Below are 26,168 nucleotides of genomic sequence, written 5' to 3' on the forward strand. Positions count from 1 at the left end.
AGTGCTTGGAAACGGAGCCGACGGCAAGATGGCGCGATTGATCTACGTTCCGGTGCTTCATAGCACTCCCGAGATGGGTTCTTCCGCACGCGCCTATGAGGCAGCCTTCGTCGCCCGCTATGGCCAGAGCAAATGGGAGGAGCGATCCGCCAAATTCGACGCCATCTGGCGCGCCATCGCGGATGCGATCAAGGCGCTCTGGCTCGATCTCAGGCGCGTCAAGCTGTTCCAGGACAGCTTGCCGGTCTGTGGCCGGGAGGTCGCGCTGGTGGAGGAACTGGCGGCCCAGGGCAGTCAGAACCATCAACTCCTGGTCAACCTCATGCGCGGCGGCGCGACGCTCGTCGGCACCGAGTCGCCGGACCTGCTTCTCGAAGAATATCGGGCGCTCCAATCGCCCGAGCAGCGCACCGAGGCGAGCGCCGCGGCGCTGCTTGAGGCCCGCGACCGCTTTATCGGCGGGCGCATCGAGGCGACGCTTGGCGATGCGGAGGATGGAATTCTTTTTATCGGAGCCCTGCATGACGTCGCCAGATTTCTGCCGCGACGCATCAAGGTCGAATATCTGCAAATCCGCGATCAATAGCGATCGTCAATGAAGACGATGGGAGGACGACATGTCAGGCGAAGCATCAGCGACGAACATGGAGAAGTTGCGCCTGACGGTCGTCGAGGCGCGGCGCGAGGACGTAGGACGCGGCATCGTCAGGGTCGATCCCGAAACGCTGCGGCAGATCGGCGCCTCGCCTGGCGACGTGCTTGAGATTGAAGGGCGCGCAAAGACCGTCGCCAAGGGAATGCCGACCTTCAAGGAACAAAGAGGTCAGCAGGTTATCCAGATGGATGGGGTCGGGCGCACCAACGCCGGCGTGGCGCTGGGCCAGAGGGCCATGATCAGCAAGGTCTCCTCTGCGGTCGCCCGTCGTGTTGTCATGGCGCCGCTGGGCGCCGGCGCCTTGCGCGAAGATGAAATCGACCACATGGCGCGCCGCCTCGACGGGCTCGCCATGAAGGCTGGCGACCGCGTCAGGATCGCTTTGTTTGGGGGAAACCACCGCGATTTCCAGGTCGTGCGAAGCGAACCCGATGGACCGGTGATGATTCATCCGGACACATTGCTCGCCATTGAAAATCCACGCGGCGGGTCGGCAGGCAAGGCGGAGGCGGCGGCGGAGGACATCGTCACCTATGACGATCTCGGCGGCATGGAGCGCGAAGTCGCGAAAATACGCGAGATGATCGAGCTGCCGCTCACCCATCCTGAAATCTTTGAGCGTCTTGGCATGACGCCGCCCAAAGGCGTGCTGATGCACGGGCTGCCCGGCTGCGGCAAGACGCTCCTGGCGCGCGCCGTGGCCCATGAGGCCGCCGCGGCTTTCATCTATGTCAGCGGACCGGAAATCATACAGAAATTCTACGGCGAGAGCGAAGCCCGGTTGCGCAAGATCTTCGACGACGCGCAGCGGCGCGCGCCCTGCATCATTTTCTTTGACGAAATAGATGCGATCGCGCCCAAACGCGAGCGTGTCGAAGGCGAGGTGGAAAAGCGCGTCGTCGCCCAGCTTCTTGCGCTGATGGACGGACTGAAGGGCCGCGGCGACGTGATTGTGATGGCCGCCACCAATCGCCCCAACAGTATAGATCCGGCCTTGCGGCGGCCAGGCCGCTTCGACCGGGAGATCGCCATCGGCATCCCCAACGAGCACGCCCGGCTCGAGATCCTGGAGATTTACGCACGTGGGATGCCTCTCGGCGATGATGTCGATCTCAAGGAACTCGCCGAGACGACGCACGGCTTTACTGGCGCGGATCTGAACGCTCTTTGCCGTGAGGCCGCCATGGCGGCGCTGCGTCGTCAGCTTCCTGAACTGGCGCTCGATTCGGGGCCAATTCCCTATGAGGCGCTGATGGCGATGGAGGTTGGTATGACGGATTTCAGGGAGGGCCTCAGCGAGGTGTCGCCCTCTGGGTTGCGCGAAGTAGCGGTCGAAGTGCCAAATGTCCGATGGGACGACGTGGGAGGGCTTGAGTCGATCAAGGCCGCTCTGCAGGAGGCCATCGCTTGGCCTTTGAGCCAGCCGGCTCTGTTCGAGCAGATCCAATTACAGCCGCCACGCGGCATCCTTCTTTATGGTCCGCCCGGGAATGGCAAGACGCTTTTGGTGAAGGCGCTGGCCTCGCAAAGCAATCTCAACTTCATTTCGGTCAAAGGACCGGAGCTTTTGTCAAAATATATCGGGGAGTCCGAACAGGGCGTGCGCGAACTCTTCGCGCGGGCCCGCCAGGCGGCGCCTTGCATTATCTTTCTCGACGAGGTCGACGCCTTGGTGCCGAAGCGCGGCTTCGACGGCCGCTCGCCGGTGACAGACCGGGTCGTCAGCCAATTGCTTACCGAACTCGATGGCGTAGAGGCGCTCAAGGACGTTTGGGTGATCGCAGCGACCAACCGGCCCGATATGCTCGATGACGCCCTTCTGCGCCCCGGCAGGCTCGATTTTCGGCTTGAGGTGCCGCGCCCGGATCGCGTCGCGCGGCAGGCGATCCTGGCGGTGCATCTGCGCAGGAAGCCGATCGATCAGCGTATCGATCTCTCAGCCCTGGCCGAGTTGACGGAAGGAATGTCGGCGGCCGAGGTTCGGTTCGTCTGCGACCGCGCCGCCATGAATGCGATCCGCCGCGTGTTTCCAGCGGCCAAAGGCGGATTGGTCGACGTCGCCACCCTGCGCATCGAGCAGCGGGACTTCGACGAGGCCATTGGGGACCGGGCCGCTGCTTCAGGACAGCCGGCGGCGCCACAACCAATTCTTTTTTAGGATCCTTGTGACTCCAACCGACGCAGAACGTCATGACAAAAGGAGAGGGATATGCAGTTTCAAGAATCAGTATCGCACGGCGCCCTTTTTCAGGAGCATCGAGCGGAGGTGATCCGCGAGAGCCTTGATCATTTGTTGGCCATGGCGCAGCGTTACCGCAGCGAAGGCAGCCGCCGGCAGGCGATGGAAATTTACTGGATGTTGTCAGAAGATCATTCCGAAACGATGCAAGCGCAGGCTGCGCAGGACAAGCTGCTCGAATTGGCTCACATCTACGAACGCGATGGCTCCAGGCATCAGGCGCGCGCCGTCTATGAGCGCCTGTTGTGACTCTCATGCGTGGTCACGCAGGATCATTGTGCGCGCTCACGCCGCGCCGGCGCATAACCGTGGCGATTGATCTGTAGACAAGCAGCGCACACAGAGCGCGGGCGAGTCCGCCCGCGCGACTGTTGGCGATCCGCCGCGCGGCCCTGGTGCAAAGTTGCATTTCTCAAAATCCGCGCCGGGGAGATGACGGCTGCGCTGGACTGCCGGATCTGCTTAGGAATTGATGGATGCTCTCGTCGCATGATATCTATTTAAGATAGATATCATTGCTTGGAGGCGGGTCATGACAGCGAGCGCCAGCAGGCAGGCGGGCAAAAAACCCATCGCAAAACTCTTCATGCATGGCCGCAGCCAGGCCGTGCGCCTGCCGAAGGAGTTCCGGTTCAAAGGCACGGAAGTGCGCGTCAGCAGGCTCGGCGACAAGGTCATTCTGGAGCCGACGGAGAAGCCGTCCTTCGACGTGAAGACGTGGCGGGCGAAGCTTCGTGCGCTGGGCGCCGAAGATTTTCTCCCCCAAGGACGCCCGGAACAGCCGCCGATGCCCGATCACGAGATTGCCTTCCGCCGTGTTCTGTACGAACGCCGTCATCACCGTACTCAATGAGGGAATCCCCGCGCCGCAGAGCGCCTGGACGCTGAGATCTCCCGCGGGACGACGATCTTGCGATCGCGACGGGCGAGCGCCAGGACAGTTCGAGCCGCAACGCAACGCAGATGCAGGCGCTTCAGAAACTCGCCGGGCGCGTCCTCCAGAGTTCGGATATCGAGGAGATCCTACTTCTCGTCAGCCACGAAACCAAGCGGCTGTTGGCGTCGGATATTTGCGGCGTGCTGATGCGCGTCGGCGACGAAGTGGTGGTGCGAAATTGCGTCGGACATTTTTCGGCGGAGCTCGCCGGCGGCGGCGCCGATTGTCTCGAGTGACGCAGTCATTGGCGTTCTTGAAGTATGGCGGCGGCGGCCTTCGACCTATACCGAGCAGGACGCCAACCTGCTTCTCGCGCTGGCCGGCCTTGCTTCGATTGCGATCGTCAACGCCACGCTCGCGAAACGCTGCAGCACGATCGAGAATTCAGCCAAATTTCAGGAAAAAAAGCGTTCAGCTGATGCTGAGCGGGCGGCCCCTTTCCGTCCTAGCGGCGACGACGGCGGAACATGTCGAGGGAACCGTGCTGGCGCTGGATCGCGACCTCGCGATCGAGACGGCGCAGCCCGACCCAGGAGAAAGCGCGGGCGCGATACTTGATCTGGCGCGGTCCATCATGAAGAAAGTCAACCGCATTCCCGATCAGGCGATCGTCATGGGCGCGGGGGGAGAGCATGTGCTGACGCAGTCTGTTCTCGCCGGCGCCGAATTGCTCGGCTGAATTGTCTGGCATGGCGAGGCTGAGCCGTCGGAGACGACGAGACTGGCGCTGAGTCATGTTTCGCTCGCAGTTGCGATGCTGCTGCTCGAACGTCGCAGCGCCGCCCGCGCGCGGGCCGAGACCGAGCAGGCGGTGCTCTGGGATTTGCTTGAGGGCGATGAAATGGTTAGCGCGGCGGCGCTCGATCGCGCGCGCGAAATGCGCGAAATGAACGTGTCTTTCAAGGGCAAGGTCTGCGTGCTTGTCGCCACGCTGGAGAGCTTCGGGTCGGGCAAGGACCGTGGCGCCGCCCTGCCCGACGGAACCACCCATGATCGCGTGCTTGACCGCGCCCGCCTTTCTGACCTCGGCCGGAGCGCCCACATGGTGGGCTTGCGCCGCGATCAGCTTCGCATGATCTGCAAGGCCGCCGACGCCGAATCGCTTTGTGCGGCGGCCCGCATGATCGACGACAGCGGCCGTTGTCCTTGCCGCGATCGAGCGCCATCGCCAGCGCCGGCGGCTATTTGCGCAGCTTGACCCAGAAGGCGAGGGCGGGAACTTTTTTGCTTGGACCGATGCTCATGGCCTGATGCGGGCAAATATGCGAAAAGAGGGGAGGCGACGAGCATGATCGCGCACGCCTGTGATCTTCAAGCCCTTAGCTTTGAGCAGCATGAAGCGAATACGCGCCTTTTTCATAGGCAACTGTCAAAGGGAGAAGACCTTATCGATGACGGTAGGCGCGTTGATCCTGGTCAATGCACCGCGATCGCCCTAGAACTAGGCAGCGGGGCGACTGGGCCGATCGGCCTAGCGCGCCTCGATAAGATCTCCTCAGAAAGCCGGGTTTGAGCGTGTGAGTTTCTGAACTGGTCGCTCTGATTATCAACGCCTGTCGCTAAGGAGTTTTGGCGGACCCGTCGCGTCCAAAGCGGGTTGACCGCTTTGCGATGTGGAGGATTGCGAAAGGTGCTTTATTAGCGCAATGTGGCGGACGAAGGGCGAGAGTCCAGCAGTCCAGACAATGGACGCCAGAAGCGGGAGGGGAACAGCATGGCGCAGGGCTACGAATCCATCCAACGAAATCCGAAATATATTGAACTCGTCAGGCGGCGCTCAACGTTCGGCTGGTCTCTCTCAGCGGTCATGTTGGTGATTTATTTCGGGTTCATATTGCTGATCGCTTACGAGCCCAAATTTCTTGGCACGCCTATCGGCGCCGGAGTTATGACAATCGGGATTCCGATCGGCCTCGGCGTAATCGTTTCAGCGTTCGTTCTTGTCGGAGTCTATGTTCGGCGAGCCAACGCGACTTACGACGGTCTCGTTCGTGACATCGTCGAGGAGTCACGCTGATGCGCCAGCTGTACGCTCTCCCCGCCGCGGCAATTCTCGCGCTCCTCCCGGTCCTCGCGCATGCCGCGGGAGCGGTCGAAGGGGGCGCTAAGCAGGCGACCAACTGGTCAGCCATTGCGATGTTTGTGCTCTTTGTTTGCCTTACTCTTGGCATTACCTATTGGGCCGCCAAACAGACGAAATCCGCCGCCCAGTTCTATTCCGCCGGCGGCGGCATCACCGGGTTTCAGAATGGCATCGCGATCGCCGGCGACTACATGTCCGCCGCCTCATTCCTTGGCATCTCGGGCCTTGTCTATCTTTCCGGATATGACGGGCTGATCTACTCTGTAGGGTTCCTGGTCGGCTGGCCGATTGTGACGTTCCTCATCGCCGAACCGCTGCGCAATCTCGGCAAATATACATTTGCCGACGTCGCGTCGTTCCGTCTGGGGCAAACGCCGATTCGAATCCTCGCCGCCTGCGGCTCGCTCGTCACTGTGGCGTTCTATTTGATCGCCCAGATGGTCGGCGCCGGTAAACTGATTCAGATTTTGTTTGGCCTCGACTATTGGATGGCGGTCGTCATCGTCGGGGTGCTGATGATTGTCTACGTCACCTTTGGCGGAATGCTCGCAACGACCTGGGTGCAGATCATTAAGGCTGTCCTGCTGCTGTCGGGCGCCAGTTTCATGGCGTTCGCCGTCTTATGGAAGTTTGGCTTCAGCCTCGAAGCGCTGTTCGCGAAGGCTGTCGAAGTGCACCCGAAGCATCTCGCCATCATGGCGCCCGGCAGCCTCGTATCCAATCCGATCTCGGCGATCTCGCTTGGGCTCGCGCTGATCTTCGGCACCGCTGGATTGCCGCACATTCTCATGCGCTTCTTCACGGTCTCCGACGCCAAGGCCGCGCGCAAATCTGTGTTTGTGGCGACGGGCTTCATTGGCTATTTCTACATCCTCACCTTTATCATCGGTTTCGGCGCGATCTGCCTCGTTGCGACTGACCCGGCGTTCCTCGACACCGCGATCGCCGCGGTCAAGGGACCGATCGCCGCGATCAAGGGCGGCTCGAACATGGCGGCCATTCATCTTGCGGATGCGGTCGGCGGAAGCCTCTTCCTCGGCTTCATCTCCGCGGTCGCTTTCGCCACCATCCTCGCCGTTGTGTCCGGCCTGGCGCTGGCCGGCGCGTCGGCGATCAGTCATGACTTGTTCGCGACCGTCATCCGCAAGGGTCGCGCCAATGAGCAGGAAGAAATGCGGGTGTCGAAGATCGCCACGGTGTGCCTTGGCGTCCTTGCCATTGTGCTTGGCATCGTGTTCGAGAAGCAGAACGTGGCCTTCATGGTTGGCCTGGCGTTTTGTATAGCCGCGTCCTGCAATTTCCCGGTGCTGCTGTTGTCGATGTTCTGGCGAGGGCTGACGACGCGCGGCGCCCTCATCGGCGGCTTCCTCGGTTTGATCTCGGCCGTCGTCCTGGTCGTGCTTTCACCGGCTGTCTGGGAGGTGACGTTTGGCAACCCGAAAGGATCAGCGCCATCTCCGTATGAAAACCCCGCGCTGTTTTCGATGACCATCGCCTTCGTCGGCATCTGGCTGTTCTCGGTGCTTGACCACAGCAAGCGCGCACAGATCGACCGCGCCGGGTTTGACGCTCAATTTGTTCGTTGCCAGACCGGCATCGGCGCGACCAAAGCGTCGGCGCATTGACAAGAAGGAGAGCTCCGGACACGGCTCATTTCGCGTCCGGAGCGCATGATTTTGCCGAACGCCTTTGACGAGCAGAACCCGCCGTTCGATCGCCTGACCTCGCAGGAAATCGAGACGGTGCGCCGCGCACTCGACATCGCCTATTTCCGCCCCGGCGAGACGATCATCGCCCAGGGCGAACCATCCGAGGCGCTCTATGTCATTATCAAAGGCGTCGTAGAGGAACGCGCCGGCCGGGAGGTTCTTTCCCTTCTCGGGCCAAAGGATTCCTTTGACAGCCGCGCTCTCGTTCAAGGGCGGGCGAGCCACGAGTTCCTCGCGCGGGAGGAGACGCTGTGCTACCTGCTGCCTGGAAAGGCGGCGCTCGGCCTTATTCAGAGCAACCCGCGTTTCGCGGCGTTTTTCTATCTTGAAATTTCGCGCAAGCTCGATGCGATGGCGCGGGATGAGGAGGACAGCCGCGTCGGCACGCTGATGCGCGCGCGCGTGTCGGACATGAAGTTGCATCCCGCATCCTTCATTGATGCAACCGATACGATCGAGGCGGCCGGCCATCGCATGCGGGAGATCAACACCAATGCGCTATTCGTGCGCGACGGCGCACGGACCGGCATCCTGACCGGAATGAATCTCTCCAAAGCTGTTGTGTTGAACCGCATGCCCATCGAAGCGCCGGTCGGACCGATCACGCACTTTGATGTGGTCTCCCTCTCCCCGGATGATTTTGTCTATTCGGCGTTGATCCTGATGACAAAAACCAACAAGCGCCGCGTCGCGGTTCACGACGGCGCGGCCTACATTGGCATTCTCGAAGATATCGAGCTTCTCAGTTTCGTGACCGGCAATGCGCAGTTAGTCGCGCAGCGGATCGACAGGGCGCTCACACTTGCGGATCTCACCATCGCATCCCGTGAAATCGGCGATCAGGTTCGCCTGCTGCGGCGTCAAGGGGTCAAAATCGAGGTAGTCGCGGAAATCGTCTCGGATCTCAACCGGCGCCTGTTCGCTAAAGTGTTCGATATTCTTGCCCCGGCGCCTATCCGGGCTCGCGGTTGTCTTGTGGTTATGGGCAGCGAGGGACGCGGCGAGCAGACGGCGCGCACGGATCAGGACAACGCTTTGATCCTGGCCGAGCCAGTGGATGAGCGCCTGCTCGAAGCGTTTCGCCGCGATTTCACCGCGGCGCTCGAAGGCTTTGGCTTCTCGCCTTGTCAGGGCAATGTGATGGTGCGCAATCCGGCGTGGTCGCGCACGCTTGCCGACTATCTCGCGGCATTCCGGCGCTGGGTCGCGCTTCCCGACGAAAACGCCCATATGAATGTCGCGATCTTCTATGACGCCGCCGCTGTTGCGGGAAACGCCGCGCTTTTGACGGAGGCCAAGGCCCAACTGATCGCGGCGACGCGCGAAAATAGCGCCTATCTGGCGCATTTCGCCCGTGCGATCGAAGCTTTTCCGATGCCGATCGGATTTTTCAATAATCTGCTGACGCTGGACGGCCACGGCGACGCGGTCGATCTGAAGAAGGGCGGCATTTTCCCTATTGTGCATGGCGTGCGCAGTCTTGCGCTGGAACGCGGGCTGACTGAAACCGGCACCGGCGAGCGCATTCAACGGCTCGTCGAACTTGGCCTGATCAGCCGCGACCTTGGTCGCGAACTGACTCAGTCCCTGTATTTCCTCATGACGCTGCGCCTTGACGCCCAGCTTGCCGCCACAGGCGCATCGAGCGCGCTGGTGCGCCCGGCGGAGCTTTCAAGCCTGCAGCGAGATCTGCTGCGCGACGCGTTCCGTGTCGTGAAGCAGTTTCGCGATGTCGTCCGCCGGCGCTTTAACCTTGGCATGTTCTGACATGATTCTCCGTGCGCTGAAGCGCCTCTTCCATCAGATCAGCCTCGGCGACCAGTCCTACCGCTTCATGTTCGCTCCCGGACCCATTGACGAAGTCGTCGCTTTCGATTGTGAGACGACAGGGCTCGACTGTCGCCGCGACGACATCATCACGATTGCCGCAATTCGCATAAAAGGCGCCCGCATCCTGACGAGCGAACGGTTCGAGGCGGTCGTGCGGCCGGAGGCGCGAATGCGCGCCGATGCGATCAAGGTGCACCGCCTTCGCGAGGCGGACGTCGAGGCAGGCAAGCGGATAGAGAAGATCATCCCGGAGTTTCTGCGCTTTATAGGCGGCCGGCCGCTGGTTGGATATTATGTCGAATTCGACGTCCGGATGATCGACAAATATGTGCTTGGACTGATCGGCATCGAACTGCCGAACCCGCTCATAGAGGTTTCCAAGCTCTACTATGAGCGCAAATACGGCGACGCGCCGCCAGGCGCGATCATTGACCTTTCATTCTCCGCGATCCTGAGCGACCTCGACCTGCCGGCGCTCGATCAGCATGACGCGTTCAACGATGCCCTCATGACCGCGATGATCTATCTGAAGCTGCGCGATTTTAAGGAGAGGGGGGTTCGCATCCCAAGATCGCGCGTCGCGAGAGGCGCGGAGGCGCCGCTCGGATAGAATCCGCGACAGCGAGAGCGGAGCGGGCGCCGCCAATGCCCCACTCAGTGCTTATCGGCCATTATGAAGTCGAGGAAAGCGCTCTGGCCGATCCCCGTGCTGCTGATCGAAATCCTCTCTCCGAGCAATCAGGCGGAAACCTCTGCCAATGTCCTTGGCCCATGCCTCGATCCCGAGCGTTTAGGAGATCCTCGTTGTCAGGACCGCCGGGACATATTCTTCAGTTTGTCTGTTGCTTCTTCTCGACCTTTTCGGCGGCATGATATTTACGACGGATGTCGGCGAGATCGACGGTCGGTTTCGGATACGACATATGAAGATCGTCCATGGCGGCGGCGACGATCTGGGACACCGCGAGATTGCGAAACCATTTATGGTTGGCGGGGATGACGAACCAGGGCGCATGGCGCGTGCTGGTTGCGCTGAGCGCTTCCTCGAAGGCGATCGTGTAATCGTCCCACAGCGCGCGCTCGGCATAGTCGGACTCGCTGATCTTCCAGTTCCGCTCCGGATCATCGAGGCGCGCGGCGAAACGGACGAGTTGTTCTTCCTTGCTGATATGTAGAAAGAATTTCAGGATCGTTGTCCCCGCCTCGGCGAGCCCTTTTTCGAATTCGCGAATGCGGGCGTAGCGCGCGGTCAAGGTCGGCTTGTCGATCAGTTCATGCACGCGGGTGACGAGAACGTCTTCGTAGTGGGAACGGTTGAAAATCGCGATTTCGCCTTTGGCGGGTGCATGGGGATGGACGCGCCATAAAAAATCATGCGCGAGTTCGAGCGGCGTCGGCTGCTTGAAGCCTGTGACATTGGCGCCCTGCGGATTGAAGGCTGCGAAGACGTGGTTCACCGTGCCGTCCTTGCCCCCGGCGTCGGGCGCTTGCAGGACGATCAGAACCGAGTGCTTCTTTTCGGCGTAGAGCAGCGACTGACGGCTCATGAGTTCGCTCTGGTGCCGCGCCGTGTCCGCGGCCGCAGCTTCGGCCGTTTCATGATGTCCCTTATAGGCGGGATCGAGGTCCTTGAGCTTCAGTGTTTTGTCCGGATCGACAAAAAAAAGATCACGATAATCCATGCTTGCCCTGTTGTTTTCGAGCGAATGGCTGGCGCATATGGGCGAAGGGGAGAAATGGACCTCCCCGAACGAGCTTCGACGTTTTGAGCCTTGCCAGCTGCTTGATTCGTCATTGCAGACCTCGCTCGGGGCTATCTTGCCTGGCTTTGCGATCCTTTTGAAGGTCTTGATCTTAGCGCGACTGGTGAGATCCGCCACTCTGGCTGAGTTATCTTACGTCGACACACCGCCCGCCCGTTCCAGCGCGAAAAATCTCGAAGCTTTTGGGTCAAACGGGGTTTTCACCGTAAGCGCGGCGCCGAGGCGATATTGTGTTATTCGCCTTCCAGGTGGAGGGTTTCCCTTGAAATGTGCTTAGTTGCACGCCCGAACGTGAAGGAAGTTAAACGCGCCGCCGCGCAGTGACGAGTGCGAACGGCGGGAATTAGGCCCCAAACGCTACGCCTACGGCTCCGCAGCAGGCGCCTCGCTGGCGTGACACGGCGAAATTTCAAAGGCCCGGCGCCCGCGGCGGCGAAGTCCGCCTCAGTGCGTCGCGGCGCCGCGCGCCGGCGTTCCGCGGAGGAAATATGCGTTGACGGAGAGGCAGAATTCTTTCCATGCCGCCGCGATGTCGCGCAACATTGCCTGAACATAATCTTTGGAGGGTGTGTCCTCACCCGGAAAATTCGACAGCGCGCAGGAGGTGCGGTTGAACTCAAGGACGCAATCCATGAGACCCTGGATGAACCCCTCGAACGTCCTGAGCGCTTCGGGCGTCATCGCGGAGCGGCCGCGCTCCACCGCGACGGAACTCATATCGAAGGGAAGGTCCTCGAGCCGCAAGAGCGCCTCGCTGAAAATTTGCTCTATGGTGGCGACGACGGCGCGCTGCGTGACAATCTCCTTGTCGGCGCTCGCCAGCATGGCGTTGAGATGCTTGCGGTAGATTTCGAGAAGCTTTGCTTGCCGCGCGGCCACCCACTGGCCGAATTCGGCAATGCCTTCGGCATTGGACCCCATCGCCTTCACCTGATTTTGTGTATTGTCAGCAGGCGCGAAGCTGCCGATCTCACGCAGAAGGCGGCGGGCGGAGTCGAGCGCTCCCTCCATATAGCCGCCGGCATAGCTCGCTGTCTCGGAGCCGCCGAAGAAGAGCTTTCCGTCCCAGACCGCCTGCCGCAAAGACGGATTGCCGTAGTGGGGATGGCCGTCCGGCGGAACCAGGTCGCGGCGGGAGCAGGTATATTCTTCCAGCGCCCAGTCCTGATAATGCTGCTCGCCATGTTCGAATTCGGGACCGAAGATCTGGCCGATCTGATTGCCCATCAGCATCGGCAAGCCGACCTTGAAGGTCTCCCGCAAAGACGGCGACAGCGCGAGAAAACCGCCGAGCGCCGCGCTCGAACCCGCGCCATCGCACGCGTCGAAGATCTCCCGAAACACCGCCTGTTCATGCGTAACGAAGGCGTTGCCCGACTGGCCCGCCTCGCGCCACAGCGGCCGGTCATAAACGATGACCGCCTTCGCCTCGCCGGCCATCCAGGTATAGGTTTCGCGCATGGCGGCGATCACATGATCGTCGAGACCCGGCTCGAAGCGGATCTTCTCCCCGGCGAGGCGGGGAGGCAGGGCGAGGACGACGCGGCGGGCTTCGACGACGGTCAGCGCGTCGCCCTGCCGGATGTGCAACTCGACATGGTCGCCGCGATCGACGATCGCTGAAACCGCATGATCAAGACGCAGCCGGTCCGCCGGGATTTTCCGCGCGAGCGCTTCTATGATTGAAGCCATGCCGCCTTCGACGCGCCGCGCGCCCGCGTGCACGCTTTCATTCTCGCTCGGCTCCGCTTTCTTTTCAAAGTCGTGCAGCCGAAAGACCGTTCCGGAATCATGCTGCGGGAAACTGACGAGCCCGAGGTCGGCGATCAATTTGACCATTCCAGGCTGAGTGTCCGGCCAGTGCCAGGTCGGGCCGAGGTCGAGCCGCATGCCGGCCTTTTCCGAGGCAACCGAGAGCACCCGTCCGCCAAGCCTTGAGCGCGCCTCGAACAAAGCGAACGAGCGCGCCTGCGACTGCAAACCAGCGGCAAGCGCCAACCCGCACAAGCCTCCGCCGACGATGGCCGTATCCAGCATACCGAACCTCTTTGTCGCTTTTCGTACCTTCCGGCCGAAATATCGTGCTCACGGTGGTTCGAATCACCGCTTCGGCACGATGATCAAACGCTCGACCGGGTTGCCTTCGACGAAATGCGATTGGATGATTTCGTCGATGTCCTCAATCTTTTCCGGGTGATACCAGATCCCCTCGGGATAGACGACCATCAAGGGACCTGCGCGGCAGAAGCTGAGACAGCCGGATGCGGTCACATTAACGTCGGACAGCTGCTTTGCCTCGACCTTTTGCTGGAGGCGCTCCCACAACGGCTGCGCGCCGCTGTCCATGCAGCTGCCACGCGGATGGCCGGGCGGTCGTTTCGTGAAACAGGCAAAGACGTGGTATTTGAAGACAATCGGTAGATCGAGCGACATGAATCCATCCCGGGTGGCGGTGGAAGCGGTGTTCCTGGAATTATTCAAATCCTGTGCCGACGGATTCAGGCGCCATCCGATCGTTGTCTGCTCTGTTTCGGACAAAAACGAGAAAATCCTCGAAAATGAGGGCGTGACGCGCAGATTTTGCGGCCGGCGGCGGCGACTCGGGCGCTGGGAAGGGACTTTCTTAGCGATTTCGTTGTCGCAGCTGGATGACGAAGAGTCGCGGCTTTGGCGCCAAAGCACACAAATGGCCAGCCGTGGCTCTTGGCTGCTTTATGACAAAACGGGCAAACTCATATGCGCGTCCGGCGTCTCGCATGCCCTGTCGAGGTCCGCCGGACGACGCTCTTCAGGCGAGCAAAGCAGCGGCTCTTTTGCGCTTGCAATGCTTCGTCGTCGCCTCGACGATGCGCAACCGCCGGGACCGAGGGTCGAATGCGCCTCGCGTTTTCGACACAAAAGAAAACGATATGACCATCATCATCAAAAGGCGCGCCGATCAACCCGCCTGAAAATACGCCGGGAGCGGGCATGAGAGCGCCGCCCCGCCTTTACTGCCGTTCGTCAAGGAATGGGCGCCCGACGCCGGCGGCTATGCTGAACCGTCGCCGATAATCCGCGGGCGTCAGCCCCATCACTTTGAGGAATACTTTGCGGAAGGCGCTCGCATCGTCATAGCCTACGGCGAAGGCAATTTCGTCAAACCGCCGGCTCGTGAATTCGAGCATTTCGCGCGCCCTGCCAACGCGCAAATGCTGGCAATATTCGGTAGGCTTAAGCCCCGTCGCCTTGTGGAAGCGGCGCAAAAAAGTGCGCTCCTCGAGCCCGGCCCGCGCCGCCATCGCCTTTAGCGACACATGGCGCGGCTGCGCCCCTTGCGCCTGCAGCCAGTGCTGCGTCTTCAAAATAGCCTCGTCGCCATGACGAAGCTTCGGCGAGAAGCTGCTGTAGTACCGCTGCTCGCGCCCGGCCGGATCGACCAAAAGAAATCGCGCCGTCTCGATCATGATTGTTGGCCCGAGCAGCCTGTCGACCAGCTTCAGGCCGAGGTCGGTCCAGGCCATGAGGCCGGCCGCGGTGATAATGTCGCCGTCATCGACGATCAGCTTGTCCGCATTGACATGGATGTCGGGGAAGCGTTGCGCCAACGTCTCGGCGTGGCTCCAATGCGTCGTCGCCAAACGTCCGGCAAGAAGGCCAGTCTCGGCGAGAAGAAAGGCGCCCGCGCAGATCGAGCAGAGCGTGGCTCCCCCGCGGTGCTGTTCAGCGAGCCACAGAGCGAGGCGCGCCGTTGCGTCCCGTTCCGGCGGCTCGGCGAGACTCGGCGGCGCAATGATCACAGCGGGACGGCTATCAAGCTGAGGATGCGTGTCAAAGGCGCTTTCGACGCAAGCGTGCGCCGCGTCCAGTCGCCAATGGCTGATCCGAAGCGCGGTCGCGTCGCCGCCATGTCCCTCAGCGAGTCTGTTTGCGATGCCAAACAGATCGGTCAATCCGTACACGGCGGCGAGCTGCGCGCCGGGATAAAGGAGAAGGCCGATCTCGACCGGATCGCCGCTGCCGCCGCGCCTCGTGATCGCGGGGAATGACGACGCCTCTTTGTCTTTGTGTTTTCGCATGGCTTCTCCGTTGCAACAGCCGACGCCGCGGGCTGGCGCCCGCCCGCCATTTGTCGGTTTCGGCCTCAATAATGTCACTTCCGCCAATCGGCGCAATGGGCGCATCGACGTATCCCTTCCATCGCGAGGGCAAGGGCCTTCGCAGTCAAGGAAAGGATAGGCGCATGACCAAACGCGCTCTTGTTGTCGTCGACATTCAGAATGACTATTTTCCCGCCGGGAAATGGCCGCTGAGCGGCATTGAGGCGGCAGCGGACAACGCCGCCCGGCTGATCGCCTCCGCGCGCGCCGCGGGCGATCTTGTCGTCCACATCCGCCACGAATTTGCAACCGATGACGCGCCCTTCTTCACCCCCGGCTCCGAAGGCGCGCAGGTTCACCCCAAGGCGCGCAATCTCGCTGGCGAGCATGTGGCGCTGAAGCATCATGTCAACGCATTCCGCGGGACGGATCTCAAAGAGACCCTGGACCGAAACGGCGTCACGGAGGTCGTGATCTGCGGCGCCATGAGCCACATGTGCATCGACGCCGCCGCCCGCGCGGCCAGCGACTTCGGTTATCAGGTCACGGTGGTGCATGACGCCTGCGCCACGCGGGATCTCGAGTTCGACGGCGTGCATGCGCCGGCGGCGGAGGTCCACGCGGCGTTCATGGCGGCGCTCGGCTTTGCTTACGCCACATTGCGGTCCACCGACGAATATCTTGATGCGTCAAAAATCCAGCCGAAGGTCGCCTGACGCCGTCGCCGCGAAGACAACCGTCAACATCACGCCCTTAAGAAGACAAGGACAGCGAAGCATTAGTTGCTCGTTTTCGGGGCTGACGCCTGACCCTGTTGCGGGCGCCCTGGCGCAGATTTGCGGCTCGAGCGCGAAGTAGATGGAGCCGGGGCGCCCGGCTCCGATCATCAAACGGGTTAAGGGGAGCGGGTAATACTGTAGATTTGCAATGCCCTATAGATTCGGAAGCAAAACTGTGCGACTAACGGTGTCGCCGCGCCGAAGTGTCCTATGGTAGGCGCGGTTGAACCATAAAGCTGAAGGGCCTTCCCGGTGTATGTGAGGATCGAGCATCGACTCTCTCGGCCAGGTTGCAAAACTAACCCAGTCAACCCCTATTAACATTTGCAAGGCGTCAATGGACACTGCACTCGAACGCATCCGCGAAAAAATCGCTGAACTTGAGACGAAGATCGTCGACCTGCGTATTGCCGAACGTGAGCTGCAAGCTCTCGAAAAGCCAGCGGCGCGAAGGGCAAAACAGGCGCCCGAGCCGGAGCCAAAGCCAAAGCGCGCTTCGAAAAAGGCGAGCGAGCCGGCTGAGGCGCGCCAGACGATAGGCTCTGCGATTGCTGCGGTGCTTGAGCAGCATGGCGCCCTTTCAGCCGCCGAGATCGCCGAGCATATCAAGGCCACAGGCCGGGACATCAGCAACAGAACGGTGTCCTTTGCGCTTCAGGCGCTGAAAAAGCGCGGACTCGTCAAGAACGCGGATGGCCAGTGGACGCCGCCCAAGTCCCGCTCCCGGCAGGCGAGCGCGTAAAAGCGCCCGGAGCAATGTGCTGACGGCTCAGCTTTGATGGGCGCGGCTTCTGAACGAAGCCGTGGCCGTTGTCTTGGGCGATAGTCTGGGCGCCGGCGGGACCGCGCGTCGTTCAGGCTGTGGCTTGAGCCGGCAGCGCGGCGCCCGCGCCGATCGCAGGCGCTGCTTCATCGCCGACGAAGAGGAAAGCGGGCGGTTGATAGTCGCACCCCCGCTGGCGCCCCGCCCATAGATCTCACAGGCAGTCGCCGACCTCGGTGCGGCCTTCGCGCGGCTTGGTCCGCGTGGAAAAATCGAGGAGTCTGACCCGGAAGGGCGAGCGGCAACATCTTCGCAGACGCACAGCCCGGCGCAATCTTTCGCGGCTCCTTGAAATTCTTGCTCGTGCCAACCGTTCACTATTCGTTGGCCGCCGCCAAGCCACTTAAACGTGATCTCGGAACCAATCCGGAGCGATCCGCTTTTAAGGGTCGGTGTAGAGCTTAGCGGATGATTGCAATGACGGGTCGCGCCAGGTGGGCTTTTAGAGTCCTCGCTTCAGGGCTGATGAGCACGTTGACGCTTTGGTGCGCCTCGGCGCAGTCCCCCCCGTCCTTTGCCAAGGCGGACCAGGACGGTCAATGGACCATGCCGGCGAAGGACGTCGCCAGCACGCGTTACAGCTCCCTCGATCAGATCAACGCTCAAAACGTCAAGGATTTGAAGGTCGCCTTTACATTTTCGACCGGAACGGACAGGGGCGTCGAATCCGCTCCGCTCGTCGTTGGCGACACCATGTATATCGTAGCGCCTTATCCGAATACGTTGTTTGCGCTGGATCTAAAGAATGATGGCGCGTTGAAGTGGCGCTACGATCCAAAGCCAAGCCGCGCCTCGCAGGGGGTCGCGTGCTGCGATGTGGTCAATCGGGGCGCGGTCTTTGCCGACGGCAAGCTGATCTACAATACGCTTGACGATTATACAGTCGCCGTCGCTGCGGACACGGGTCAGGAGGTTTGGCGCACCAAGATGGGCGAGATCAACAAAGGCGAGACCATGACGATGGCGCCTCTGCTCGCCAGAGATAAGGTCCTCGTTGGCGACTCAGGCGGGGAAATGGGCGTACGGGGCTGGGCCGCGGCGCTCGACGTGAAGACCGGAAAAATTCTTTGGCGCGCCTACAATACCGGCCCCGATTCTGATGTGTTGATCGGCTCCGAATTCAAGCCCTTCTACGACTCCGAGAAGGGAAAGGACCTCGGAGTAACAACCTGGCCCGCCGATATGTGGCGGCACGGCGGCGGCTCGGTTTGGGGCTGGGCGTCCTATGATCCAGATCTCAACCTGATCTATTATGGCGTGTCGAATCCTGGCCCCTGGAACTCCACGATCCGGCCGGGAGACAATAAATGGACATCGGGCATTTTCGCGCGCGATGCGGACACGGGTCAAGCGCGCTGGTTCTACCAATATAGTCCACATGACCTCTACGACTATGATGGCGTAAATGAAGAGATTCTGCTTGATCTCACCTGGAAGGGGCAGCCGCGAAAGGTGCTCGTCCATCCCGACCGCAATGGCTATGTCTACGTCATTGACCGTACCAATGGCGAGGTCTTGTCGGCCGAGCCTTTCCAGGCGATCACAAGCTCGACCGGGGTCGATCTGAAGACCGGCCGCCTTCAATATGTCGAGGCCAAGCGCCCCAAGACAGGAGAGACGGTCAGGGATATCTGCCCGGCGCCACCCGGTGCGAAGGACTGGCAGCCCACAGCCTTTTCTCACAAGACGGGCCTTCTCTATATCCCGCACAACAACCTCTGCTTCGACACGGAAGAGCTGGATGTCGGCTATATAGAAGGCACGCCCTATGTCGGCGCCAATATTCATATGAAGGCCGGGCCTGGCGGCAATCGCGGCGAATACGCCGCATGGGACATCCTTAAAGGCAAGAAAGTGTGGGCAATCAAGGAGCGGTTTCCTGTCTGGAGCGGCACGGTCGTCACGGCGGGCGATATCGCTTTTTATGGGACCATGGAGGGGTGGTTCAAAGCGGTAAACGCCAATACTGGCGAATTGCTTTGGCAGTTCAAAACCGGCTCTGGAATCATTAGCCAGCCGGTCACCTATCGCGGTCCCGACGGGAAGCAGTATGTCGCCGTTCTGTCGGGCGTCGGCGGCTGGTCCGGCGCGATCGTCGCCGGCGGCCTCAACAAGATGGATGGCACCGCCGCTCTCGGTTTCGTCAACGCCATGAAGGATTTGCCGGATGTAACGACGAAGGGAGGCATGCTCTATGTCTTCGCGCTTCCTTAAGATCCTCACCGCGGTGGTGACATTTACCGCGGTTTCAGCGGCGGCTCAGGGGCGCGAGCTGCGTGTGTGCGCCGATCCCAATAATTTGCCATACTCCGACGCCAAGGGCGCGGGGTTCGAGAACAAGATCGCGCAAGTGATCGCCTCTGACATTGGCGCCGATCTCAGCTATTTCTGGTTTGCCCAAAGGCGCGGGTTTTTACGCAACACGTTGAACGCGAACGCCTGCGATGTGGTTATCGGCATCCCCGCCGGCATGCACATGCTGCGCACCACAAAGCCCTATTATCGGTCGGGCTATGTCTTCGTCACGCGCGAGGACCGTCCTCCGATCACAAGCTTTGACGACCCAAGCCTCGCCCATCTTAAAATCGGCGTGCAGCTGACAGGCAACGATGGAGTGAACACGCCGCCGGCTCATGAGCTCGGCGATCGTGGCATCGTCTCGAATATTCGAGGCTTCATGGTCTATGGAGACTATGCCGAAGCGGCTCCTCTGCAGGACATCGTCAGCGCGGTGACGAAAGGCGATATCGACGTTGCGATCGTCTGGGGCCCCCAGGCGGGCTGGTTCGCCAGCAAGCAGCCGACGCCGTTGCGCGTGACCCCTGTCGCCGACGCCCGCGTCCCGCTTCCGATGAGCTTCGACATCGCCATGGGCGTGCGCAAGTCTGATGAGGCGTTGGCCGCGGAGCTCGAGGCCGCGATGATCCGGCGGCGAGCCGACATAGACGCCATTCTCGCGGATTATCGCGTTCCGCGCTTTGCTATCCCAAGCCAAAAAGCTGAGGCGGCGCCATGAATAGAACAGGCCTTTTCGCCTTATCGTTTGGATTAGCGTGCGCCCTGTCCTATTCATCCAGCGCTCAGGATCAGGGCGCGGCCGGAAGCACGAGCGCAGACTCGGTTGCGTTGCCGGCAGTTTCTCTTGGCGGTTTCGCGCCGGCCGGCGGACAGGTCGTGACCGGCGTCAGCAAGATCGGCGAGGAATATGCCAAAAGTGCTCAACATATCGAGGCCGGAAGGCAGCTTTTCCAGGCCATGAACTGCTCGGGCTGCCATTCCAACGGCGGCGGCGGCATGGGTCCGCCCCTCATGAAAAAGAACTGGATCTACGGCGGAAGCGTCGAGAATATCGCCTCCACGATTGTCGAGGGCCGGCCAAATGGCATGCCGACATTCCGCGGCCTGCTGCCTATGGAGCAAGTCTGGGAAATCGCAGCCTTCGTCAAATATATGGCTGATCACCCAACGGAGAAATAGGCCGTGACGCAGCACTATATCCCTTATTGCGGCGTCGCGCCGACGCCTGGATCGATCAAGTGGAATTTTGATCCCGTCCTTCTCGCGATCTTGGCTGCCGGCGCCTGCGCCTATGCGCTGGCGTTTTGGATCCTCAAACCATCAGAGCGCGCAAAGCTTTCACTTCACCCGATCGCCTTCGCGGCCGGCTGGATCTTTCTTGTCGCGGCGTTCATTTCTCCTTTGTGCAACCTCGGCGTCGCGCTTTTCTCCGCCCGCATCGGTCAGCATATGGTGCTGGCGCTGATCGCCGCGCCGCTCCTCGTTATTGGCGGCGCTGATATTCTCGTGGCGCGCGCCTTCGGTCGCCACGGCCGCCGACTGACGCAATCTGAAATCATAGCTGCGCCGCTGCTGTTCGCGCTGGCGCTGTGGCTCTGGCATATGCCTGCGCCCTACGACGCCGCGCTGCATAGCCACGTTGTCTATTGGTTGATGGAGATCAGCCTACTCTTGACGAGCGTGTTGTTGTGGCGATGTCTGTTGCGCGATCTCTCACGAAACCCCGGCGCGGCTCTCGCTGCGAGCCTCTTCACAGCTTTACAGATGACCGGCATCGGAGCCTTGCTCGCTTTCGCGCCGCGCGCGCTTTTCACCGTGCATTTCACGACAACGCAGGCGTTCGGCCTTTCGCCGCTTGAGGATCAGCAACTGGGCGGTCTTATTATGTGGCTGCCGTTCGGCTTGATCCTGACAATTCATGTGATCGGCGCCATCGCCGCGACGATGCGCAATGCGGAGCAACGTCCGGCGGACTTCTATCGCAGCGTTTCGAGATAGGCGACGATTTTTCTCGCGGAGGCGTCGCTCATCGGAAGATCAGGCATGGCGTTTCCAGGAACGACAGCTTGAGGATGCTGTACCCAGCGTTGCAGATTTTCGGGCGTATTGCGCAAAACGCCAGCAACATAGACGCGTGAGCCGATGTGGTCGAGCGGCGGCCCGACATTCGCATCAGCGCCCTCAATGCCGGGGATCGAATGACAGTATCCGCAGCCAAGGCTTGAAATCAGCGTGGCGCCCTGTCTCGCTTCGGCTTTGGAATCTGAACGCGCGATGGCACATCCGGAGCAGGCAAACGCGATGCCGAGCGTGACGCCAATCCGCAAAGCGCGTTGAGGAGCTATTTTCCGCATGATGGTCCTGCAAGAGCTGCGAGCGAGTCAAAAAGGATTGCGATCAGAAACAGACTGCTCATCAAAATGCCACCAAGGGCTATAAACCGGGTGCGCCCCTCGCCGATCTCAGTGGTATGCTGCGCAGCAGTCGCGCCGCTCTGCCTGGGTTGTTTGGTGGCGTTTTCACGGCGCGTCGCGCGCCAGGCGCGATAGGAGACAAACAAAGCTGCGAGCGCGACGGCGCAGGCCAGTCCGTCGACCGCCAGCAGGAAAGTCTGGCTGGCGCCGGGCGTCATCGTCGCGTCAAGGCGCGGCTCTGCTCCGGCGCAAGCCTGACCCGCGACGCTGACATTGACCAGAAGATGCAGGGCCCAGATGAGCGGCGCGCCCATGAGGCCAAAGGCGAGAGCCACAATCTTCTCCTCACCGCGCGCGGGAGCCGGATGACTTATGTCGGACGCCGCGAGTTGATCTTGCGCCATGCCGTCACCTCAAATAGGGCACGAGAAAGAACGTTGCGAAAATGAAAAGCCAGACGATGACGATGAAGTGCCAGTATATTGCGACGATGGAGACGGCGCCGCCGCGGTTTGCATCGAAGCGGCCCAGTCGCGCCCAGACCAGCAGCGCCGCCAGCGCGATGACGCCGGCGGTCGCGTGGACGATGTCCAACCCGGTCGTCAGCACATAGAATGAATGATAGGCGTCAGCCGAAATTGTCGCGCTTTGGTGCAGCCAGTCACGGGACTGAAGACCGACGAAGATTACGCCCAAGGCAAGCGTCAGCGCCAGCGCCTGGACCAGCCGGTCCGTCGCGCCGGTTGCGACGCACCGCTGGCCCCATGCCAAAGCGGCGCTGCTGGCGATCAGAACGATCGTGCTTGCGCTCGCCAAAGCGAGCGGCGGCAAGCCGTCCGCGGGCCATTTTTCGGCTGACTGAAGTAAGGAATAGCAGTAGCCGAAGAGCACATAGGCGAAGAGCGAGCCTTCCGTCGCGACGATCAGCCACGCTCCGTACCAGCCGGACGCGCGACCGTTCGGGTCGACGCCGGGGACGCCTTTGATCGCCGCCCGTCCGGCGCCGTTGGCTCCGAGCGCAATCTCAGACATGCTCAGCCTCTCCGGTGATGATCAGCGGCGGCGCCGGATTTGGCTGCAGCCAGACGATGAGAACAACAGCGCAGGCAAGCGTCGCTCCTGCTGCGAGCGCCCAGACATGCGCCAGCAAACCGATGAAGACAAAAGTGGTTGCAACGCCGAGAAGGAACGGCAGCCAGCTGTCCCCCGGCATCCGCAGCACGCGGTCGGGTTCGCCATCGAGGACTGTTGTCGCGACGATCTCACGCCCATCGTCCAGAGCAAGGCCGCGATCTAGGATCGACGCGCCGGCGTCGCCGAGGCGGTCCTCCCATAAAGGATGACGGCTGCCCACTTGCGGAATGGCGGCGAAATTATAGGGCGGCGGAGGCGAAGGCGTCAGCCATTCGAGCGTGCCCGCGTCCCAGGGGTTGGCGCCGGCGACGGCCCCCCGGCGCAGGCTCACAAACACGTTGATGATAAAGAGAAGAATGCCGAACGCGAAAAGGAACGATCCAATCGTCGTAATCAGATTGAGCGAGGACCAGCCCATGTCGGCCGGGTAGGTGTAGACTCGCCGGGGCATTCCGAGAAGACCCGAAATATGCATTGGAAAAAAGGCGAGGTTGAAGCCGATGAACATCAGCCAGAAATTCCATTTGCCCAATTGCTCGTCGAGCATGCGTCCCGTCATTTTCGGCAGCCAGGTGTAAAACGCGCCGATGACAGGAAAGACGTTGATGCCGATCAGCGTATAATGCAGATGGGCGACAATGAAATAAGTGTCCGTGAGTTGCCAATCGACGGGAGCCGACGCCGTCATCACGCCGCTGACGCCGCCGATGACGAAAAGCGCGATCATGCCCGCGTAGAAATGGAACGCCGCGGTTGCCTGGGGGCGCCCCGTCCATATGGTGGCGATCCAGCAAAAGACGGCGATGGCGCTCGGTACGGTGATGACGAAAGATACGCTGCTAAAGAACGCAAGAGCCATGCTCGAAATGCCAGTCGCGAACATGTGGTGCACCCAGACGCCAAAGCCGAGCGCCATGGTGGCGACGGTCGACAGGGCGACCAGCGTGTAGCCGACCAGCGGCCTGCGGCAGAAGATAGGCAAGCCGTCCGAGACGAAGCCCATGGCCGGCAACACGACGGCGTAGACCCAGGGGTGGCCGAACATCCAGAAGAGATGCTGCCAGAGTAGCGGTTGTCCGCCATTGCCCTCCGTAAAGAAATGCGACCCGAAATTACGATCGAGCCAGAGCATCAGGAAAGCGAGGCTGACGCTCGGGACGACGAGGATGTTTGCGACTGACGCGGTCAGCGTTCCCCACACGATGATCGGCAATCGATTGATCGACATGCCGGGAGCCCTCGTGCGCATGATGGTCACCACAAAATTAATGGCGCCGACCGTCGTCGAAATGCCGAGAAAGATCATCCCCAAGGCATAGAAGTCGATATTGACCCCCGGATTTGCGGCTTTTTCCGCATAGGGCGCGTAATTGAACCAGCCGGCGTTCGGGGCGACGCCAAGCACAAAACTCGCGTAAATGAAAAGACCGGAGAAGAGAAAAGTCCAATACGACAGAGCGTTGACGCGCGGAAACGCCATATCGCGCGAGCCGAGCAGCAATGGCCAGAGGTAATTGCTAAAGCCCGAGAGGATCGGCATTGCATAGAGGAAAATCATCGAGACGCCATGCATGGTGAAGAGTTCGTCATACTGTTCCGGCGTCAGCAGCCGTAGATTGGGGCCCGCCAATTGCAGACGCATGGCGAGCGCCTCGAGACCCCCGGCAATCAAAAACGCGAAGGCGGTCACGATGTAGCGCAGGCCGATTTCCTTATGATCGACAGTGACGAAAATGCCGCGCCAGCCCGGCGCGGTTTCCCATAGCGCATGCAAACGGCCTTCGAGTTCGGGAGAGGGCGCAACGAGAGCCGGCAACCGGATCACTCTCTCTTGATCGACCATGCAGCGTCCTTCCGGATTTTGTTCAGTTCAGGGTCGCGAGATAAGTTGTCACCGCATGAAGTTGCGCGCCCGACATGTCGAGCCTCGGCATCTTGGCCCCAGGTTTGATGTGCTGCGGATCTGCGATCCAGCCGGCCAGCGCTCCGGGCGTATTGGGCAGAGCTCCAGCCGCGATGGTGGCTCTGCTCATCAGATGCGTCAGATCTGGCCCAACCGCGCCTCCCGCCAGGGAGCCGCGGACGGTATGGCAGACGGAGCAATGGCTCTGAAACGCCTTTCGGCCGATCGCCGCCGGCTCAGACGCGAGCGGCGTTTTTCCCTTCACCTGCCCGGCGCGCCATGCGTCGAAACTGTCGCGGCTTTCAGCGACCACGGTAAACGCCATATGGCCGTGTTGCTTTCCGCAATATTCGGCGCACTGTCCGCGGTAGACGCCGGGTCTATCGGCCCGTAGCCATGTCACGTTAATTTGACCGGGGATCATATCTGTTTTGCCATTCAGGGCGGGCGCCCAGAACGAATGAATGACGTCACCGCCCCGCAAGCGAATTCGGACGGCTTCGCCGACTGGAATATGTATTTCATTGGCTGTGGTGAAGATGCGGAAGGCGTCCTTGTCGAGGTAGCGAATCTCCCACCACCATTGCCGCGCCGTCACCTCGAGGTCGAGCGCCGGCGCCCTATTCGAGCGGTTCACCGCCGCCATGGTCGTCAGGGTCCACACGAGCAGCCCGACAAGCACCGCCACCGTCAGCCCGGCGCCAGCGTATATCCAGCTGAGCGGCGTGTTGGTCTGCACAATCCGGTCTGCCTGTTCGATGGGTCGCCGCCGGAAAATAGCGAAAAGAATCAGAGCGCTGATAATGATGATTATACCCAGCGAAACAGCGATAAGACCGCGCGTTAACGGCGCGATCGCGGAAGCGCCGGAGCCGTATCCTGTCAGATAATTCAGCGGAAATTCGCTCATGCGCCCGGCGCCTGGTGATCAAATCCGGCGGTAAACGTCGCTATTTGATGTTGGTTCCGGACTGTGCGGTTCATGCGGCGGACGCGAGGGAACGGGGTGCGCGCCGCGGCGTTACGAGCTCAATCCAGACAAGGAGGGATTTGATGATGGTTACATTGAACGATGCGCGCCGCGTGATCGCCGCGGCGGAAACAAAAGCGCAGGAAATCGGTCAGCCGTCCAACATCGCGGTGGTGGATGCCGGCGGAAATCTCGTCGCCTTTGCCCGGATGGATAAAGCCTGGATGGGCAGCATCGATATTGCGATCAACAAGGCGTTCACTGCGAGAGCCTTCGACATATCGACTGAAAAGCTTGGCGAGCTGAGCCAGCCGGGCGGCCAATTTTTTGGCATCCTCGCCAGTAATCACGGGCGGGTCATGATTTTTGCCGGGGGCGTTCCGCTCAGGAAGGGCGATGAGATTGTTGGCGCGATTGGCGTCAGCGGGGGCATGAAGGATCAGGATATTGCGTTGGCCGAGGCTGGCGCGCGCGCCTTTTAGGGCTGCCGCGCCTCCCCTTTATTGGCGCGATGCAGAGTCGACTTTGAGAATGGTTTTGTGTCGGCGTGAC

At 61.0% G+C, this 26,168-nt stretch carries 28 protein-coding genes and 1 pseudogene; 20 read left to right on the forward strand and 9 right to left on the reverse strand.

Translation table 11 applies throughout. The annotated features are described in order from the left end of the window. The first annotated feature begins 28 nt into the window (after positions 1 to 28). The 12 genes and pseudogenes from SIN04_RS01635 to SIN04_RS01690 all read left to right on the forward strand — a co-directional run bounded on the left by SIN04_RS01635 (position 29) and on the right by SIN04_RS01690 (position 10,063). Positions 29 to 586, forward strand: coding sequence for a hypothetical protein (locus SIN04_RS01635; RefSeq protein WP_134492849.1), 558 nt, complete (start codon positions 29 to 31; stop codon positions 584 to 586). Positions 587 to 617: 31 nt separating this feature from the next. Then, positions 618 to 2,813: a CDC48 family AAA ATPase gene (locus tag SIN04_RS01640; protein WP_341263916.1), complete on the forward strand. Its 2,196-nt coding sequence runs from the start codon at positions 618 to 620 to the stop codon at positions 2,811 to 2,813. A gap of 108 nt (positions 2,814 to 2,921) precedes the next feature. Beyond that, positions 2,922 to 3,143 carry a hypothetical protein gene (locus SIN04_RS01645; protein ID WP_134492851.1) on the forward strand — a complete coding sequence of 74 codons (222 nt, stop codon included), beginning with the start codon at positions 2,922 to 2,924 and terminating at the stop codon, positions 3,141 to 3,143. Between the two features lie 283 nt (positions 3,144 to 3,426). After that, entirely contained in the window at positions 3,427 to 3,747 is a 321-nt protein-coding gene (locus SIN04_RS01650) for an antitoxin (protein ID WP_134492853.1), read from the forward strand. Between the two features lie 110 nt (positions 3,748 to 3,857). Further along, positions 3,858 to 4,067, forward strand: coding sequence for a hypothetical protein (locus SIN04_RS01655; protein ID WP_134492855.1), 210 nt, complete (start codon positions 3,858 to 3,860; stop codon positions 4,065 to 4,067). Between the two features lie 182 nt (positions 4,068 to 4,249). After that, positions 4,250 to 4,510: a hypothetical protein gene (locus tag SIN04_RS01660; RefSeq protein ID WP_244606027.1), complete on the forward strand. Its 261-nt coding sequence runs from the start codon at positions 4,250 to 4,252 to the stop codon at positions 4,508 to 4,510. A gap of 75 nt (positions 4,511 to 4,585) precedes the next feature. Then, positions 4,586 to 5,029: a hypothetical protein gene (locus SIN04_RS01665; protein ID WP_244606028.1), complete on the forward strand. Its 444-nt coding sequence runs from the start codon at positions 4,586 to 4,588 to the stop codon at positions 5,027 to 5,029. Further along, positions 4,993 to 5,082: pseudogene (repC, locus tag SIN04_RS01670) on the forward strand (replication initiation protein RepC); the annotation flags it as partial. The gene SIN04_RS01665 and the pseudogene repC, both read left to right, overlap by 37 nt. A gap of 463 nt (positions 5,083 to 5,545) precedes the next feature. Then, entirely contained in the window at positions 5,546 to 5,848 is a 303-nt protein-coding gene (locus SIN04_RS01675; protein ID WP_134492857.1) for a DUF485 domain-containing protein, read from the forward strand. Further along, the gene (locus tag SIN04_RS01680; RefSeq protein WP_134492859.1) at positions 5,848 to 7,539 is read left to right on the forward strand and encodes a cation acetate symporter; all 1,692 of its coding nucleotides are present in this window, start codon (positions 5,848 to 5,850) and stop codon (positions 7,537 to 7,539) included. Before SIN04_RS01675 ends, SIN04_RS01680 begins: the two co-directional genes overlap by 1 nt. 45 nt (positions 7,540 to 7,584) lie before the next feature. Continuing rightward, on the forward strand, positions 7,585 to 9,390 hold the full coding sequence (locus SIN04_RS01685; protein ID WP_244606029.1) for a putative nucleotidyltransferase substrate binding domain-containing protein: 1,806 nt from the start codon (positions 7,585 to 7,587) through the stop codon (positions 9,388 to 9,390). Between the two features lies 1 nt (position 9,391). Continuing rightward, positions 9,392 to 10,063 (forward strand): 3'-5' exonuclease, encoded by a 672-nt coding sequence (locus SIN04_RS01690; RefSeq protein WP_134492861.1) that lies wholly within the window; start codon positions 9,392 to 9,394, stop codon positions 10,061 to 10,063. Positions 10,064 to 10,283: 220 nt separating this feature from the next. Here SIN04_RS01690 and SIN04_RS01695 read toward each other — a convergent pair whose 3' ends face one another. The 3 genes from SIN04_RS01695 to SIN04_RS01705 form a co-directional block, all read right to left on the reverse strand. Beyond that, entirely contained in the window at positions 10,284 to 11,135 is an 852-nt protein-coding gene (locus SIN04_RS01695; RefSeq protein WP_134492863.1) for a PPK2 family polyphosphate kinase, read from the reverse strand. Positions 11,136 to 11,660: 525 nt separating this feature from the next. Continuing rightward, positions 11,661 to 13,253, reverse strand: coding sequence for a flavin monoamine oxidase family protein (locus SIN04_RS01700; protein ID WP_322847380.1), 1,593 nt, complete (start codon positions 13,251 to 13,253; stop codon positions 11,661 to 11,663). Positions 13,254 to 13,316: 63 nt separating this feature from the next. Then, entirely contained in the window at positions 13,317 to 13,649 is a 333-nt protein-coding gene (locus SIN04_RS01705; protein WP_134492865.1) for a (2Fe-2S) ferredoxin domain-containing protein, read from the reverse strand. On the opposite strand from SIN04_RS01705, the gene SIN04_RS01710 reads away from it, so the two are divergent. Then, complete coding sequence (locus SIN04_RS01710) at positions 13,648 to 14,190, forward strand: hypothetical protein (protein WP_322847381.1); 543 nt, start codon at positions 13,648 to 13,650, stop codon at positions 14,188 to 14,190. The two genes, SIN04_RS01705 and SIN04_RS01710, sit on opposite strands and share 2 nt — an antisense overlap. Before the next feature lie 16 nt (positions 14,191 to 14,206). Here the strand turns inward: SIN04_RS01710 and SIN04_RS01715 are convergent, their stop codons facing one another. After that, positions 14,207 to 15,274, reverse strand: coding sequence for a GlxA family transcriptional regulator (locus SIN04_RS01715; protein ID WP_322847382.1), 1,068 nt, complete (start codon positions 15,272 to 15,274; stop codon positions 14,207 to 14,209). A gap of 164 nt (positions 15,275 to 15,438) precedes the next feature. Here SIN04_RS01715 and SIN04_RS01720 point away from each other — a divergent pair, with 164 nt between their 5' ends. The 6 genes from SIN04_RS01720 to SIN04_RS01745 all read left to right on the forward strand — a co-directional run bounded on the left by SIN04_RS01720 (position 15,439) and on the right by SIN04_RS01745 (position 21,193). Continuing rightward, entirely contained in the window at positions 15,439 to 16,011 is a 573-nt protein-coding gene (locus SIN04_RS01720; RefSeq protein ID WP_134492871.1) for a cysteine hydrolase family protein, read from the forward strand. A gap of 400 nt (positions 16,012 to 16,411) precedes the next feature. Continuing rightward, complete coding sequence (locus SIN04_RS01725) at positions 16,412 to 16,816, forward strand: winged-helix domain-containing protein (protein ID WP_134492873.1); 405 nt, start codon at positions 16,412 to 16,414, stop codon at positions 16,814 to 16,816. Between the two features lie 546 nt (positions 16,817 to 17,362). Further along, positions 17,363 to 19,111 carry a methanol/ethanol family PQQ-dependent dehydrogenase gene (locus SIN04_RS01730; RefSeq protein ID WP_327036738.1) on the forward strand — a complete coding sequence of 583 codons (1,749 nt, stop codon included), beginning with the start codon at positions 17,363 to 17,365 and terminating at the stop codon, positions 19,109 to 19,111. Continuing rightward, complete coding sequence (locus SIN04_RS01735) at positions 19,092 to 19,913, forward strand: substrate-binding domain-containing protein (protein ID WP_134492877.1); 822 nt, start codon at positions 19,092 to 19,094, stop codon at positions 19,911 to 19,913. Before SIN04_RS01730 ends, SIN04_RS01735 begins: the two co-directional genes overlap by 20 nt. 158 nt (positions 19,914 to 20,071) lie before the next feature. Further along, positions 20,072 to 20,374, forward strand: a complete 303-nt coding sequence (locus SIN04_RS01740) for a c-type cytochrome (RefSeq protein ID WP_341263904.1) — start codon at positions 20,072 to 20,074, stop codon at positions 20,372 to 20,374. Between the two features lie 3 nt (positions 20,375 to 20,377). Beyond that, entirely contained in the window at positions 20,378 to 21,193 is an 816-nt protein-coding gene (locus tag SIN04_RS01745; protein WP_134492881.1) for a cytochrome c oxidase assembly protein, read from the forward strand. Here the strand turns inward: SIN04_RS01745 and SIN04_RS01750 are convergent. The 5 genes from SIN04_RS01750 to coxB are packed head-to-tail and all read right to left on the reverse strand — an operon-like array spanning position 21,172 to position 25,556. Then, positions 21,172 to 21,549, reverse strand: coding sequence for a c-type cytochrome (locus SIN04_RS01750; RefSeq protein ID WP_134492883.1), 378 nt, complete (start codon positions 21,547 to 21,549; stop codon positions 21,172 to 21,174). The two genes, SIN04_RS01745 and SIN04_RS01750, sit on opposite strands and share 22 nt — an antisense overlap. Next, on the reverse strand, positions 21,537 to 22,013 hold the full coding sequence (locus tag SIN04_RS01755; protein WP_134492885.1) for a hypothetical protein: 477 nt from the start codon (positions 22,011 to 22,013) through the stop codon (positions 21,537 to 21,539). Before SIN04_RS01755 ends, SIN04_RS01750 begins: the two co-directional genes overlap by 13 nt. Before the next feature lie 4 nt (positions 22,014 to 22,017). Beyond that, entirely contained in the window at positions 22,018 to 22,641 is a 624-nt protein-coding gene (locus SIN04_RS01760; protein WP_134492887.1) for a cytochrome c oxidase subunit 3, read from the reverse strand. Then, entirely contained in the window at positions 22,634 to 24,586 is a 1,953-nt protein-coding gene (ctaD, locus tag SIN04_RS01765) for a cytochrome c oxidase subunit I (protein ID WP_322847383.1), read from the reverse strand. Before ctaD ends, SIN04_RS01760 begins: the two co-directional genes overlap by 8 nt. Positions 24,587 to 24,608: 22 nt before the next feature. Beyond that, positions 24,609 to 25,556 (reverse strand): cytochrome c oxidase subunit II, encoded by a 948-nt coding sequence (gene coxB, locus SIN04_RS01770; protein WP_134492889.1) that lies wholly within the window; start codon positions 25,554 to 25,556, stop codon positions 24,609 to 24,611. 146 nt (positions 25,557 to 25,702) lie between these two features. On the opposite strand from coxB, the gene SIN04_RS01775 reads away from it, so the two are divergent. Further along, positions 25,703 to 26,098, forward strand: a complete 396-nt coding sequence (locus tag SIN04_RS01775) for a GlcG/HbpS family heme-binding protein (protein ID WP_134493195.1) — start codon at positions 25,703 to 25,705, stop codon at positions 26,096 to 26,098. Positions 26,099 to 26,168: the final 70 nt, after the last annotated feature.

Origin of the sequence: Methylocella tundrae, assembly GCF_038024855.1 — a bacterium.
GTDB lineage: Bacteria > Pseudomonadota > Alphaproteobacteria > Rhizobiales > Beijerinckiaceae > Methylocapsa > Methylocapsa tundrae.

What these genes read in the sequence shown, in the direction of transcription:
- SIN04_RS01635 (WP_134492849.1), top strand. Translation starts at nt 29, where the DNA reads ATGGCGCGATTGATCTACGTTCCGGTGCTTCATAGCACTCCCGAGATG.
- SIN04_RS01640 (WP_341263916.1), top strand. Translation starts at nt 618, where the DNA reads ATGTCAGGCGAAGCATCAGCGACGAACATGGAGAAGTTGCGCCTGACG.
- SIN04_RS01650 (WP_134492853.1), top strand. Translation starts at nt 3,427, where the DNA reads ATGACAGCGAGCGCCAGCAGGCAGGCGGGCAAAAAACCCATCGCAAAA.
- SIN04_RS01655 (WP_134492855.1), top strand. Translation starts at nt 3,858, where the DNA reads ATGCAGGCGCTTCAGAAACTCGCCGGGCGCGTCCTCCAGAGTTCGGAT.
- SIN04_RS01660 (WP_244606027.1), top strand. Translation starts at nt 4,250, where the DNA reads ATGCTGAGCGGGCGGCCCCTTTCCGTCCTAGCGGCGACGACGGCGGAA.
- SIN04_RS01665 (WP_244606028.1), top strand. Translation starts at nt 4,586, where the DNA reads ATGCTGCTGCTCGAACGTCGCAGCGCCGCCCGCGCGCGGGCCGAGACC.
- SIN04_RS01675 (WP_134492857.1), top strand. Translation starts at nt 5,546, where the DNA reads ATGGCGCAGGGCTACGAATCCATCCAACGAAATCCGAAATATATTGAA.
- SIN04_RS01680 (WP_134492859.1), top strand. Translation starts at nt 5,848, where the DNA reads ATGCGCCAGCTGTACGCTCTCCCCGCCGCGGCAATTCTCGCGCTCCTC.
- SIN04_RS01685 (WP_244606029.1), top strand. Translation starts at nt 7,585, where the DNA reads ATGATTTTGCCGAACGCCTTTGACGAGCAGAACCCGCCGTTCGATCGC.
- SIN04_RS01690 (WP_134492861.1), top strand. Translation starts at nt 9,392, where the DNA reads ATGATTCTCCGTGCGCTGAAGCGCCTCTTCCATCAGATCAGCCTCGGC.
- SIN04_RS01695 (WP_134492863.1), bottom strand. Translation starts at nt 11,135, where the DNA reads ATGGATTATCGTGATCTTTTTTTTGTCGATCCGGACAAAACACTGAAG.
- SIN04_RS01700 (WP_322847380.1), bottom strand. Translation starts at nt 13,253, where the DNA reads ATGCTGGATACGGCCATCGTCGGCGGAGGCTTGTGCGGGTTGGCGCTT.
- SIN04_RS01710 (WP_322847381.1), top strand. Translation starts at nt 13,648, where the DNA reads ATGAATCCATCCCGGGTGGCGGTGGAAGCGGTGTTCCTGGAATTATTC.
- SIN04_RS01705 (WP_134492865.1), bottom strand. Translation starts at nt 13,649, where the DNA reads ATGTCGCTCGATCTACCGATTGTCTTCAAATACCACGTCTTTGCCTGT.
- SIN04_RS01715 (WP_322847382.1), bottom strand. Translation starts at nt 15,274, where the DNA reads ATGCGAAAACACAAAGACAAAGAGGCGTCGTCATTCCCCGCGATCACG.
- SIN04_RS01720 (WP_134492871.1), top strand. Translation starts at nt 15,439, where the DNA reads ATGACCAAACGCGCTCTTGTTGTCGTCGACATTCAGAATGACTATTTT.
- SIN04_RS01725 (WP_134492873.1), top strand. Translation starts at nt 16,412, where the DNA reads ATGGACACTGCACTCGAACGCATCCGCGAAAAAATCGCTGAACTTGAG.
- SIN04_RS01730 (WP_327036738.1), top strand. Translation starts at nt 17,363, where the DNA reads ATGAGCACGTTGACGCTTTGGTGCGCCTCGGCGCAGTCCCCCCCGTCC.
- SIN04_RS01735 (WP_134492877.1), top strand. Translation starts at nt 19,092, where the DNA reads ATGTCTTCGCGCTTCCTTAAGATCCTCACCGCGGTGGTGACATTTACC.
- SIN04_RS01750 (WP_134492883.1), bottom strand. Translation starts at nt 21,549, where the DNA reads ATGCGGAAAATAGCTCCTCAACGCGCTTTGCGGATTGGCGTCACGCTC.
- SIN04_RS01755 (WP_134492885.1), bottom strand. Translation starts at nt 22,013, where the DNA reads ATGGCGCAAGATCAACTCGCGGCGTCCGACATAAGTCATCCGGCTCCC.
- SIN04_RS01760 (WP_134492887.1), bottom strand. Translation starts at nt 22,641, where the DNA reads ATGTCTGAGATTGCGCTCGGAGCCAACGGCGCCGGACGGGCGGCGATC.
- ctaD (WP_322847383.1), bottom strand. Translation starts at nt 24,586, where the DNA reads ATGGTCGATCAAGAGAGAGTGATCCGGTTGCCGGCTCTCGTTGCGCCC.
- coxB (WP_134492889.1), bottom strand. Translation starts at nt 25,556, where the DNA reads ATGAGCGAATTTCCGCTGAATTATCTGACAGGATACGGCTCCGGCGCT.
- SIN04_RS01775 (WP_134493195.1), top strand. Translation starts at nt 25,703, where the DNA reads ATGGTTACATTGAACGATGCGCGCCGCGTGATCGCCGCGGCGGAAACA.